Origin of the sequence: Gemmiger formicilis, from assembly GCF_016900095.1 — a bacterium.
GTDB lineage: Bacteria > Bacillota > Clostridia > Oscillospirales > Ruminococcaceae > Gemmiger > Gemmiger formicilis_A.
On the sequence record NZ_JACJJP010000019.1, the window covers coordinates 13,655 to 25,320 of the forward strand.

Annotated in this window: 12 protein-coding genes; 5 read left to right on the plus strand and 7 right to left on the minus strand. The window is 60.9% G+C overall.

The features are described from left to right. Positions 1-91: 91 nt before the first annotated feature. The 3 genes from rfbB to rfbA are packed head-to-tail and all read right to left on the minus strand — an operon-like array spanning position 92 to position 2,977. Complete coding sequence (rfbB, locus tag H6B15_RS09820) at positions 92-1,156, minus strand: dTDP-glucose 4,6-dehydratase (protein WP_204647813.1); 1,065 nt, start codon at positions 1,154-1,156, stop codon at positions 92-94. 3 nt (positions 1,157-1,159) lie between these two features. Next, complete coding sequence (rfbD, locus tag H6B15_RS09825; protein WP_204647814.1) at positions 1,160-2,071, minus strand: dTDP-4-dehydrorhamnose reductase; 912 nt, start codon at positions 2,069-2,071, stop codon at positions 1,160-1,162. A gap of 21 nt (positions 2,072-2,092) precedes the next feature. After that, positions 2,093-2,977 carry a glucose-1-phosphate thymidylyltransferase RfbA gene (gene rfbA / locus H6B15_RS09830; protein WP_204647815.1) on the minus strand — a complete coding sequence of 295 codons (885 nt, stop codon included), beginning with the start codon at positions 2,975-2,977 and terminating at the stop codon, positions 2,093-2,095. Between the two features lie 423 nt (positions 2,978-3,400). Here rfbA and H6B15_RS09835 point away from each other — a divergent pair, with 423 nt between their 5' ends. After that, positions 3,401-4,264, plus strand: coding sequence for an AraC family transcriptional regulator (locus H6B15_RS09835; RefSeq protein WP_204647816.1), 864 nt, complete (start codon positions 3,401-3,403; stop codon positions 4,262-4,264). Positions 4,265-4,351: 87 nt separating this feature from the next. Here H6B15_RS09835 and H6B15_RS09840 read toward each other — a convergent pair whose 3' ends face one another. Further along, complete coding sequence (locus H6B15_RS09840) at positions 4,352-5,347, minus strand: asparaginase (RefSeq protein WP_204647817.1); 996 nt, start codon at positions 5,345-5,347, stop codon at positions 4,352-4,354. Positions 5,348-5,576: 229 nt separating this feature from the next. Between H6B15_RS09840 and H6B15_RS09845 the strand changes: the two genes are divergently transcribed. The 4 genes from H6B15_RS09845 to H6B15_RS09860 all read left to right on the plus strand — a co-directional run bounded on the left by H6B15_RS09845 (position 5,577) and on the right by H6B15_RS09860 (position 9,740). Beyond that, positions 5,577-5,957 carry a BlaI/MecI/CopY family transcriptional regulator gene (locus H6B15_RS09845; RefSeq protein WP_204647818.1) on the plus strand — a complete coding sequence of 127 codons (381 nt, stop codon included), beginning with the start codon at positions 5,577-5,579 and terminating at the stop codon, positions 5,955-5,957. Continuing rightward, positions 5,954-7,927, plus strand: coding sequence for a M23/M56 family metallopeptidase (locus H6B15_RS09850; protein ID WP_204647819.1), 1,974 nt, complete (start codon positions 5,954-5,956; stop codon positions 7,925-7,927). Before H6B15_RS09845 ends, H6B15_RS09850 begins: the two co-directional genes overlap by 4 nt. 13 nt (positions 7,928-7,940) lie before the next feature. Then, positions 7,941-9,179, plus strand: a complete 1,239-nt coding sequence (locus H6B15_RS09855) for a murein hydrolase activator EnvC family protein (RefSeq protein WP_204647820.1) — start codon at positions 7,941-7,943, stop codon at positions 9,177-9,179. Positions 9,180-9,284: 105 nt separating this feature from the next. Further along, positions 9,285-9,740, plus strand: coding sequence for an Lrp/AsnC family transcriptional regulator (locus H6B15_RS09860; protein WP_204647821.1), 456 nt, complete (start codon positions 9,285-9,287; stop codon positions 9,738-9,740). 45 nt (positions 9,741-9,785) lie between these two features. Here H6B15_RS09860 and H6B15_RS09865 read toward each other — a convergent pair whose 3' ends face one another. From H6B15_RS09865 to H6B15_RS09875, 3 genes are read right to left on the minus strand one after another with little or no spacing between them, the layout of a single operon-like run. Beyond that, positions 9,786-10,526: a hypothetical protein gene (locus H6B15_RS09865; RefSeq protein WP_204647822.1), complete on the minus strand. Its 741-nt coding sequence runs from the start codon at positions 10,524-10,526 to the stop codon at positions 9,786-9,788. After that, a complete protein-coding gene (locus H6B15_RS09870) occupies positions 10,489-11,085 on the minus strand; it encodes a zf-HC2 domain-containing protein (protein WP_204647823.1) in 597 nt (198 codons plus the stop codon). Before H6B15_RS09870 ends, H6B15_RS09865 begins: the two co-directional genes overlap by 38 nt. Continuing rightward, complete coding sequence (locus H6B15_RS09875; RefSeq protein WP_207751523.1) at positions 11,082-11,564, minus strand: RNA polymerase sigma factor; 483 nt, start codon at positions 11,562-11,564, stop codon at positions 11,082-11,084. The genes H6B15_RS09870 and H6B15_RS09875 overlap by 4 nt, the downstream gene beginning before the upstream one ends. Positions 11,565-11,666 lie beyond the last annotated feature (102 nt).

The window sequence follows — 11,666 nt, forward strand, 5'->3', positions numbered from 1 at the left end:
GATTGCCGCCGCGTGTCATATGTTGCAGTATACCACAAACGCCGCCGCTTTGCAAAGAGCCGCGGCGGCGTTTTTAGGGTATTTGAAAATTTTACTTGTTCTTGTACATCTGCTCGTAGTATTTCTGGTAATCACCGCTGGTGACATGTTCCATCCACTCGGGGTTGGCCAGATACCAGTCGATGGTCAGCACAATGCCCTTCTCGAAGGGAGTTTCGGGGTACCAGCCCAGATCATTCTTGATCTTGGTGGGGTCGATGCCGTAGCGGCGGTCATGGCCCAGGCGGTCGGCCACATGGGTGATCAGCTCTTCGCTGATGCCCTCATCCTTCAGGCGGTCGTGCAGCTGGGCAATGACGGTCTTGACGATGAAGATGTTGGGGCGCTCGTTGTGGCCGCCCACGTTGTACACCTCGCCCACCTTGCCGTCGGAAGCCACCATGTCGATGGCCTTGCAATGGTCCATGACATACAGCCAGTCACGCACCTGCATGCCGTCGCCGTAGACCGGCAGGGTCTTGTGATGCTTGGCGTTGTTGATCAGCAGCGGAATCAGCTTTTCGGGGAACTGATAGGGGCCGTAGTTGTTGGAGCAGCGGGTGATGTTCACCGGCATGCCGTAGGTGTCGTGGAAGGCCATGACGAACATGTCGGCGCTGGCCTTGGAGCTGGAGTAGGGGCTGTGGGGGCACAGCGGGGTGGTCTCGGTGAAGTAGCCTTCAGGGCCCAGGGCGCCGTAGACTTCGTCGGTGGAGACCTGCAGATACTTCTTGCCTTCCTTCCAGGTGCGGGCGTCGGCATCATACCAGGCGTTCTTGCAGCACTGCAGCAGGTTCACAGTGCCCAGAACATTGCTTTCCACAAAGATTTCGGGGTTCTTGATGCTGCGGTCCACATGGCTTTCGGCGGCGAAGTTGATCACGTAGTCGGGGTCATACTCTTCCATCAGCCGGTTGACCAGTTCGCGGTCGCAGATATCGCCCTGCACAAAAATGTGGCGGGGGTCCCCCTCAATGTCCTTGAGGTTTTCCAGGTTGCCGGCGTAGGTCAGCTTATCCAGGTTGACCAGGCGGATATCCTCATGCTTTTCCAGCATGTAGTGCACAAAGTTGGAACCGATAAAACCGGCACAGCCGGTGACAAGATAGGTTTTCATAAATTATTCTCCATCCCAGTTTTTGAAAAAGTCATTGATGGCGTCTTTCCAGTCCCGCATATCGTCGCCCACGGTGCAGCGCAGAGCCCGGTTTTCCAGGGCGCTCCAGGCCGGGCGGTTGGCGCTTTCGGGGTGCGCAGCCGCATATTCGGCGCTGGTGCAGGGTTTGACGGTGCAGGGCAGGTTGGCCAGACGCATGATCTCGGCGGCAAAATCATACCAGCTGCAAACCCCGTTGCAGGTGCAATGGTAGGTGCCATAATCATGGCTGATTGCCAGTTTCAGCATATGATAGGCCAGGTCCACCGCATTGGTGGGGTTGCCCAGCTGATCGTTGACCACCGTGACTTCGCTGTGGGTCTTGCCCAGGTTGACCATGGTCTTGACAAAGTTCTTGCCGTGGTAGCCGTACAGCCAGGCGGTGCGCACGATAAAATGGCGGCGGCAGAACCGCTGCACATACTGTTCGCCCAGCAGCTTGGTCTGCCCATAGGCCGAGACCGGCGCGGGCACACAGCATTCATCCAGCGGGGTATGGCCGTCCGGACCGTTGGGGGTGCCGGGAAAAACATAGTCGGTGGACACGTGGATCAGGCGGGCGTTGATCTTGTCGCAGGCAATGGCCAGATTCCGCGGGCCCAGGGCGTTGACCTTGAAGGCCGCATCCCGGTTGGTCTCGCAGCCATTGACATTGGTGAAGGCCGCACAGTTGATGACGGTATCCGGCTGGTGGCGGCGGATATAGGCCACCGTGGCTTCCCGGTCGGTGATGTCCAGGTCGTCAATGTCCACGGGAATGACCGTCGCCTTGCGAAGACGTTCGGGCAGTGGCCCCAGCACGCAACCTTCGGCGCTGAGCTGCCGCTGCAGTTCGGTGCCAAGCTGCCCGCGGCAGCCAGTGATCAGAATTTTCATCCGGTAGATGTTCCCCCACTCTCAATACTTGAGCTTGTCATCGGCCACATTGCGCAGGTGGGCGCCGTACGGGCTCTTGCCGTAACGTTCGGCGCTTTCCAGCAGCTTGGCGCGGCTGATCCAGCCATATTTATACGCGATTTCTTCCGGTGCGGAAATCTTGATGCCCTGACGCTGTTCGATCATCCGCACAAAGTCGGCCGCTTCCACCAGGCTGTCCATGGTGCCGGTATCCAGCCAGGCATAGCCACGGCCCAGCAGCTGCACATCCAGCATGCCATCCTTGAGGTACATTTCATTCAATGTGGTGATTTCCAGCTCACCGCGGGCGCTGGGCTTGACCTTCTTGGCCCGCTCCACCACGTCGTTGCTGTAGAAATACAGACCGGTGACCGCATAGTTGCTCTTGGGATGAGCGGGCTTTTCCTCGATGGAAGTGGCCCGGCCATCGGCGTCAAAGGCAACAACGCCGAACCGTTCCGGGTCGTTGACAAAATAGCCGAACACGGTGGAACGGCCGGCCTCCGCGTTGGCGGCGGCGGCTTTCAGCCGCTTGGAGAACCCGGCCCCGTAGAAGATATTGTCCCCCAGCACCATGGCGCATGCATCCCCGGCAATGAACTCCTCCCCCAGCAGGAAAGCCTGGGCCAGGCCGTCCGGAGAAGGCTGCACCTTATACTGCAGATGCAACCCGTACTGGGACCCGTCCCCCAGCAGCTGTTCAAACCGCGGGGTATCGGTGGGGGTGGAGATGATCAGGATGTCCTGGATGCCGGCCAGCATCAGGGTGGACAGCGGATAGTAGATCATGGGCTTGTCGTACACAGGCAGCAGCTGCTTGGAAGTGACCATGGTCAGGGGGTACAAGCGTGTACCGGCGCCGCCGGCAAGGATGATACCTTTCATAGTTACAACTCCTGTTTCGCAGTGCGCCCGCCCATCCCAAAGGGGCAGAAATCGGCACAGTAATTATTTCTAATGATTATAACGTAAATTCATGGCCATGACAAGGGCCACCACAAAAATATCCCCTCACATTAGGTAAAGATGAATAAAACTCCCGCGTCAAAAGTATATGGGTTTGCATATTTCGTACATTTTTGGTAAAATATAGAATATAAAACATTGATCAGTATCCAAAAGCATACTCCCCTTTAGGGAATGGGTTATGGATTTTGTAAAATATTCTGTCGCACTTTACCCTCAACATGGCACAACCAGAATGTTTCCGCTATAGGAAGCTTTCTGTTTTTGTGAATATTCTGCTTGCGATGAGCACGGAACAGCGCAGCCGCGCACATCGTATGCGGGAAGGAAGTGATTGGGAAAATGTTGACCTTCAACATGGACGTGGAACCGCGCAGCCGGTGGCTTCGGACCACGCCCGGTGCCGCGGCGCTGGCCCAGCCATATTTCTGCACCGAAGCCGGCCAGTTTTTCGGCCGGGCCAGGTTTGCCACCGCCCGCACCGACAAGGAATGCTTTCTTCTGCTCTATACGGTAGAAGGCGCGGGCCTGATTGAGCAGAACGACACGCAGGTGACCCTGGGGCCGGGATGCGCGCTGCTCCTAGACTGCCGGACACCGCAAAACTACGGCACTGCTCCGGGCCACGACGCCTGGCACCATTACTGGGCCCAGATCGAAGGCAGCGGCGTACATGCCCTGGCATCGATTCTGTGCCCGGAAAAGCGCCCCGAACCGGTGGAACTGGCCCCGGATACGGCCCTGGAATCCTTTGGCACCCTGCTGAACTGCCTGGAGACCGAAACCGCCGCCAGTGCCGTAACCGCCGCATTGGCCCTGCACAACCTGCTGGCCGCCATGGCGCAGCGCCAGCTGGCTGCCGACTCGGCCGCGGCAAACCGCCGGATGATTGACGAGGCGGTGGCACATATCCGTACCCATTACGCCGAATCTCTCTGTCTGGATGAGCTGCTTGCCAGCGCTCACATCAGCAAGAGTTATTTTCTGCGCCTGTTCCGCCAGTACATGGGCACGACGCCGTATAACTTCCTGCTGTGCTACCGCATCACCAAGGCCAAGGAACTGTTGGCCCAGACGGATCTGCCTGTGGGTGCCGTAGCTCATCAGGTGGGGTTTGGGGATGAAAGCAACTTTTCCACCCGTTTCACCGCCATGGTGGGGCAAAGCCCGCTGCGGTACCGGAAAAGTACATTGCGCGCCAGATAGGACATTGCCATGCATACAACAAATACCCCGCAGGGTCGTGGAGCTTTCCACGGACTCTGCGGGGGTTCCTTTTTTATAGGCCGCATTTTAGACCACGTCAAACTGTACGGGGGTCAGGAACAGGCGGGATACCTCCGCCCTGTCACAGGACTGCCCCAGTGCCCACATCAGTTTGACGGCGGCGGCTTCGGGGGTCATGTCCCGGGCTTCCAGCACGCCGGGCAGTGCCTTGGCGGCGCGGCCCACTTCATACACGCCCAGGTCACTGCCCTCGTGGGGGACCTGGGTGGTAAACACCACCAGACGGCCTGCCGCGCACCAGTCCCGGACCGCCGCGAACAGTTCCCCGTCGTCCCCGCCGGGCAGTCCCCCTACCCCGAAGCTTTCCAGAATCAGGGCTTTGCAGTGGTCGGCCAACAGCGGAATGATGTCCGCCCGCATACCGGGAATCAGGCGCAGCACAAACACCGAGGGATCCAGCTTTTCATAAAAGCGGACCTGGCCGTATTCCGCCGGTCGGGGCAGAAACGGGATCAGCCGCAGGTCCCGGAATTCGGCGGTGTTGGGATAGTCAATGCTGGAAAAGGCGTTGAAGCTCTTGGTGCGGGTCTTGCGGGCCCTGGTCCCCAGAATCACCTTGCCGTCAAACACCAGCTGCACGCCCCAGGCCGTGTCGTGGCAGGCATACAGCACCGCCCGGTACAGATTGTTGCGGGCGTCGGTATCCCGGTTGTAAATGGACTTCTGGCTGCCGGTGAGCACCACCGGTTTGGGGCTCTGCTGAATCATGTAGGACAGTGCCGCGGCGGTATAGGCCATGGTGTCGGTGCCGTGGGTGATGACGAAACCGTCGTAATCGTCATAACGGCGGCGGACCTCGGCGGCGATCTGTGCCCACTGTGCGGGCCCCACGCTGGTGGAATCCAGATTGAACAGCTGGACCGCGTCCATATGGCACACACCGGCCAGTTCCGGCACACAGGCCAGCAGCTCGTCCGAGGTGATCATGGGGGCCAGCCCCCCCGCCGCAGTGGGACGGCTGGCAATGGTGCCGCCGGTGGCAAGTAACAGAATACGTTTCATGGATGACTCTCCTTAGTTGGTTGCTCTTGTCCGATTATAGCACAACCATGTCCGCTTGGACAGCCAGTTTTTTCGCTTTTTCGGCAGGGCGGTCTTGACAGGTCAATCCGGGCATGCTACAGTGTTAGCAAGCAAAAGTCTATTGTAATAGACCAGCCAAAACAAACCGGTCTGCGCCGGAAATTGTTGAGCAGACACGGTTCACCATCACGAAACGAGGTCAACTTTCATGGAAAAGATGCTGCGCCTGGCCGAAGGCGAATACCGCTTTGCTACCCTTGTATGGGAGAACGAGCCCCTGCCCAGCGGGCAGCTGGTACGTCTGGCGGCCGACGCTCTGGGCTGGAAGAAAAGCACTACCTACACCGTTCTGAAAAAGCTGTGTGAGCGGGGCATCCTGTGCAACACCGACGGTGTGGTGACCTCGCTGGTGAAGCAAAGCGCCGTACAGCAGCAGGAGAGCACTGCCGTGGTGGACCGGACCTTCGGGGGCAGCCTGCCCCGCTTTGTGGCCGCCTTTTTGAATGAGAAGCCCATCTCCGAGGCCGAGGCCGCCGAGATCCGGGCCATGCTGGATGCGGCCCGCACCGAACAGGAGGACAACCAATGAATGAACTGGTAAGGTCTCTGCTGACAGCAGGGATCGGCGGCGCGGCGGCGGCCCTGGTTGCCTGGGCTGTGTGCGCCCTGCTTCGACGGGCCCGGGCCCCGGGTTGGCTGTTGTGTGCCCTGTGGCTGGCGGTGGGGCTTCGGTTTGCGGTGCCGGGCGGGATTCTTCCCGTCACCATCCCCCAGCCGGAAAGCGAAAGCCTGCAGCACCTGGCCGTTGTGGCCGAGACGGTGCGGGATACCGCCCCCGAGCAGGCAGCCGCCCAGGCGGTACAGGCGCTGGACCTGGCGGGGCTGGAGCTGACCACCGCGGAGGAAACCGCCTTTACCGTCAACTGGGTCCTGTGGGCCGGGGTTGTATGGGCTGCGGGCGCCCTGTTCTGCCTGGGCCGGGCGACCCTGGCCGGTCTGCGGCTGCGCCGTCGGGTGGCCCTTGCCTGCAAAACGGAGGACGGCTGCTACACCTGCGCCGAGGTGCACGCTCCCTTCACCCTGGGATTCCTGCACCCGCGGATTTATCTGCCCGCCGACTTGCAGGGAGAAGCCCGCCGGGCGATACTGCTTCATGAGCGCACCCACATCCGCCGGGGCGACTGCCTGACCAAACCTTTGTATTATCTGGTAGTTTGTCTGCACTGGTGGAATCCGTTGGCCTGGCTGGCCTTCGCCCAGTTTGAGCACGCCATGGAATGTGCCTGCGACGAGGCCGCGTTGGGCGGCTGTACCGCCGCCCAACGCGGGCTGTATTGTGAAAGCCTGCTGCGCTACGCCACCCGACGGGTTCCGGGCGGTGCCCTGGCCTTCGGCGCGCCGGGCGCAGGGCAGCGCATCCTGCACGCGCTGCGCTACCGGGCCCCCGGCAAGGTGATGCTGGGCCTGTGCGTGGCGGTGGCCACACTGGCCGCAGCCGTGCTGCTGGCGCGCCCCACCCTGGCCCAGGAAGCCCCCGCCGACACGACTGATACCGCGCAGACTTCCCTTCCGGCAGCCAGTGTCCCCGCAGGGACGGAAGACACACCGGAAGAGGCCCCCCACACCGAAGAGGCGCAAAGCCTTTCTGTTTCGGGGGACGCCGTGAGCAACGACCGGTTTGATCCGGTGGGCGGCTTCATCCTGCCGCTGGAAGAGTACAAGTACTACTCCCGCAAGATGAGCTACTACCACAAGGGGGATGACCTGGCCGCAGAGGCGGGCACACCCGTGCTGGCCGCCGCCAACGGCGTGGTGACCTTTGCCCAGTTCCATTACAGTTACGGAAACTGCATTCTCATCGACCACGGTATAGATGCAGACGGCCGGCATTGGTACACTTTGTACGCCCATCTGCGGGACATGGCCGTGGCAGAAAATCAAGTGGTGACCCAAGGCCAGCAGATCGGCACGGTGGGCAGCACCGGAAATGCCACCGGCAACGCCCTGCATTTTGAGCTGCGCTGCGACGATACCCTGCTGGCACCCACCATGTACCTGCCCTACACCCAGACCGTGCCGGTTCTGGCGGCGGAGGAAGGTTTGCTGCTGCCCGACATGCTGGAGGATTCCACCATCCACAACGCCATCGCCAAGCGGGCCATCGACAGTCCGGCCCCGGACCATCTGGCCTATCCCCTGCCTGAAACCACCTCCGTCACCGTCAAATACGTGGCTTACGATCATGCCGGACTGGACCTGCGCGCCGACGAGGGCACCGATGTACTGGCCGCCGCCGACGGTATGGTCCTTTATGTCGGCCAGGACCGTGTCAACGGCTGGACGGTGATTCTGGGCCACGGAAGTGACAGCGCCGGCCGGCCCCTGACCACCATGTATTCCCACCTGCAAGAGAAGCCGGAGGTGCTCATGGGGCAGCTGGTGACCGCCGGGCAGGTGATTGCCCAATCGGGCAACACCGGCAATTCCACCGGCCCGCACCTGCACTTTGGCGTCTATCTGGACGGCAGCGCCGTGGACCCGCAATCCTGGCTGAACTGAGAGAATGCACCTTATGAAACACAAATTTTTCAACGGCACCGCCCGGCTGGCGGCGGTGCTGGTTTTTTGCATCCTTTTTTCCCTGTTCGGCAGCTGTTTTGCCGTTTTTGCCGCCACCCAGCAGGAACTGCAGCAGCAGTTGGATGCCGCCAAAGAGGCCTACGACGACGCGGCCCAGAAGCAGGAAGACCTGGAAAAGCAGGCAGAGCAGACACAGGAACAGATTGGGGAACTGAACGACCGGACCGAACAGATTACCGCCCAGCTGAGTTCGGTATACAGCGCCCTGGTGGACGCCCAGACCCAGCTGGATGCCGCCCAGGGAGAGGCCGACGCTGCCCAGGCAGCTCTGGAGCAGAAGCAGGCGGAATACGACACCCGCTGGGACGAGGCCAAAGAACAGCTGGCCGCCATGCAAATGCTGCATTACAGCGGCAGCCTTTCGATTCTGAGCCAGGTGACCGATCTGTTCCAGCTGCTGAACTTTGCTCGGGCCCTGACCGACATCAACGATAAGAACACCGAGGTCCTGACCCGTCTGAACGACGAAGCCGCCGCCCTGGAGGAGACCCGGAACCAAGCCCAGGCCGCTGCCGAAAAAGCGGAGGCAGCCCGGGACGAATTGCAGACACAGCAAGAGAATCTGCAGGCCACTTCCGACCAGCTGGCCCAGGCCCTGATGGAAGCCAACGCCAACCTGGATGAGCAGCAGGCCGAAGCCGAAGCCCAGGCCCAGATCACCGAGGAGGCAAAAAAAGCCTATCAGCAAGCCACCGCCGAGCTGGATGCCTTTGCCAAGAGCCAGAACAGCAAGTATACCTCCGCCACCCTGTACTGCAGTCTGGATTTCGGCTGTGCCCTGACCCCTGGTATGAGTATCAGCTGCAACTTCGGGGATCCGGACGGCATCGACGGTTCTCCTCACGGCGGCACCGATTTTCCGGCCGCCAAAGGTACGCCCATCTATGCAGTGGCGGACGGGGTGGTCAGCGCCGCCCGGGCCATGTCCAGTTACGGCAACTGTGTGCAGATCAGCCACGGCACCGCCGACGACGGCAACAACTACGCCACCCTGTACGCCCACATGTCCTCCATTGCCGTGAGCGAAGGTCAGACCGTGACCAAAGGGCAGGTCATCGGGTATGTGGGCAACACCGGTGCTGTCAGCGGCAAAAACGGCGGGTATCACCTGCATCTGGAACTGCGCATCAACGGAACCCGCACCAACGCCATGAACTACATTCCTCACTGAGTTTCCGCGCCGCACTTAACGATATTCGGTCTTTGCCTTTACCTTTTACAAAAACTGTGGTACAATACCGAATATCGTTAAGCCGCACCGGGAGGGATTGCTGGGATGGACCATATTGACCGTAAGATCATTGATATTTTGCAGCGGGATGCCCGCGCACCGCTGAAACAGATTGCCGACCAGGTGTTTTTGTCTTCCCCGGCGGTGTCTGCCCGCATCGCCCGGCTGGAGAAGGATGGCTGTCTGACCGGGTATCAGGCCCAGGTGGACCCGGTGAAGATGGGATATCTGGTCAAGGCGTTCATCAATCTGGACATGGACCCCCAGCGCAAGCCGGAGTTTTACCCCTATATCCAGGCCTGCCCCCAGGTGGTGGAATGCTGCTGCGTCACCGGAGATTACAGCATGCTGATTGAGGTGCTGTTTGCCACCACCCAGGAGCTGGACACCTTCATCAACCAGCTGCAGCAGTACGGGCGCACCCGCACCCAGATCGTCTTTTCCACCCCGGTGGAACATCGGGGTGTGCCGGTCAGCCGCCCGGAAGAAGAAACCGAATAAAGCCAAAGCCCTCTGCCAACTTTCGGCAGAGGGCTTTTTGTGTTGTCAGGGCAGGGCGTCCACCTCCGCGGCGGTCAGCGGCCCCAGGTTGATGTCATTTTCGTATTTTTTCCCGCCGGAATATATCAGGTCCACTCTGTAATAGGCAAGGTCCAGCCCGGCGGCGTCAAAGGCGGCTTTGGCATTTTTGAGCAGGGCGTTGGCGTCGGCCTCGGTGGGCAGGCGGTCGGTGTAGACCAGGTAGAAACTGGCAGTGAGGGGCGGCAGGTTACCGGGATCATAGGGCATATCCAACGTAAGGCCCCAATCCTCCGGAGTGCCCTCCCAGCTTTTGCCGGGCTGCACATCCAGCCAGTCCGGGTTCATCCCTGCATTGTTCAGCGCCGTGGTCATGTCCTGCTTGGCGGCTGCAATGATGCGCACCCGGGTGTTGTTCAGATTGGTCACATCCTCCTCATAGGTAGTGCTGCGCACCACACCCCAGGAAAGAATCACCGTAAAGCTGGTATCCTGGCTGGTCATGGACTGCACCCGCACCCAGTAGCTATACCCTGTATCATACCAGGCAGAGACGGCAGTAAAGTTGTTGCCGGGCCACTGTTCGTCGGCATATTCCACTGCGTGGTGCCGGGCCCAGGCCAGGCTGATGGGATCTCCCAGCGCATACCCGGCCGCAAACAGGATCAGCAGCACGATGAGGATGCCGCCCGCCAGAGCAGCGGCGCGGCGGCTTCTGGTGTGGGGACGATCAGCGGTCCTGACGGATGTCTTCTTCCCATGCATCATGGGGTTCCTCCTTTCTCAGTGCATAGCGGAACAGGGCGGCAGCCAATGCACCCAGGGCACACAGAACCGCATACAAAAAGCCGCACAGGATTCCCAGGCTCAGGCCATCGAAAAAGTTGTACCAGTCCCCCTGTGCCAGACGGCCGGCCAGATACTGTCCGCTGGGCCACAACATCACGGCTGTGGTCAGGACCCAGACCAGCAGGGGCAGCCACCGCGCCCGCCGGGGAGACAGCCACTGCACCCCGGCCCCCAGCACCGGCAGCAGGAGGATGTTGTAGCCCGCCTGGCCGGTGTTGGCCAGGGCCATTCCCAGAATGAGTCCCGCGGCGGTCATGGCCCCCTGCCAGGCATACAGGCGGCGGCGAATACGTCCCAGCACCCGGTCCCGGTGCAGGGACGGCGGCGGGGCTTCCTCGCCCCAGAGCTCGCGGCAGGCCGCACAGTGGGCCACATGTTCCTCCACCGCCCGGCGGGATGCCTCGCTGGCCACGCCGTCCCGCACCAGGGGCAGCAGGTCGCGGCAGATGTCACAGGGCAGGTCATATTCGTGGGTCACAGCAACCCCTCCTTTCGCAATGTATCCTTGAGCCAGTGGCGGGCCCGGCAGTCGATGACCCGGGCCGACCCAGGGCTGATGCCCAGCTCGGCGGCGATGCGGTCATAGGGCACACCCTGCACCCGCAGGGCCACCACCCGCCGGGTGCGCTCATCCTTCCGGGCCAGCAGCGCCCGGATGCGTCCCAACAGTTCCCGCTGCACGGCGGTGTCGGGCAGAGTGTCCTCCACATACAGTCCCAGCAGGTCATCATAGCTGACGGTGGGGCGCCGCCTTCGCAGATCCTGCAGCCACAGATGCCGGGCAATACCGAAAAGCCAGGTTTTCTCCCCTGACCGGGCTTCGTACCGGTCGATGCTCTGCAAGGCCTGCAGAAAGGTTTCGCTGAGCAGGTCCTCCGCCCAGGCCGGGTCATGGGTCAGGCTGACCAGATAGCGGTAGACGTCGTCACGGTAGGCGGCGTACAGTTCTTCCATCATCTTCACGGCGGCGTCCTTCCTCCTTTCCGGTCATCTGCCTATATGTCCGCTTTTGGGCCCTGTTGTTACAGATTTTTGCAAAAAAAGCCGGGCCCGCCATCT

Bases quoted from the DNA above. Each gene is read 5' to 3' on its own strand.
- rfbB (WP_204647813.1), bottom strand. From the start codon at position 1,156: ATGAAAACCTATCTTGTCACCGGCTGTGCCGGTTTTATCGGTTCCAAC.
- rfbD (WP_204647814.1), bottom strand. From the start codon at position 2,071: ATGAAAATTCTGATCACTGGCTGCCGCGGGCAGCTTGGCACCGAACTG.
- rfbA (WP_204647815.1), bottom strand. From the start codon at position 2,977: ATGAAAGGTATCATCCTTGCCGGCGGCGCCGGTACACGCTTGTACCCC.
- H6B15_RS09835 (WP_204647816.1), top strand. From the start codon at position 3,401: ATGTTGACCTTCAACATGGACGTGGAACCGCGCAGCCGGTGGCTTCGG.
- H6B15_RS09840 (WP_204647817.1), bottom strand. From the start codon at position 5,347: ATGAAACGTATTCTGTTACTTGCCACCGGCGGCACCATTGCCAGCCGT.
- H6B15_RS09845 (WP_204647818.1), top strand. From the start codon at position 5,577: ATGGAAAAGATGCTGCGCCTGGCCGAAGGCGAATACCGCTTTGCTACC.
- H6B15_RS09850 (WP_204647819.1), top strand. From the start codon at position 5,954: ATGAATGAACTGGTAAGGTCTCTGCTGACAGCAGGGATCGGCGGCGCG.
- H6B15_RS09855 (WP_204647820.1), top strand. From the start codon at position 7,941: ATGAAACACAAATTTTTCAACGGCACCGCCCGGCTGGCGGCGGTGCTG.
- H6B15_RS09860 (WP_204647821.1), top strand. From the start codon at position 9,285: ATGGACCATATTGACCGTAAGATCATTGATATTTTGCAGCGGGATGCC.
- H6B15_RS09865 (WP_204647822.1), bottom strand. From the start codon at position 10,526: ATGATGCATGGGAAGAAGACATCCGTCAGGACCGCTGATCGTCCCCAC.
- H6B15_RS09875 (WP_207751523.1), bottom strand. From the start codon at position 11,564: ATGATGGAAGAACTGTACGCCGCCTACCGTGACGACGTCTACCGCTAT.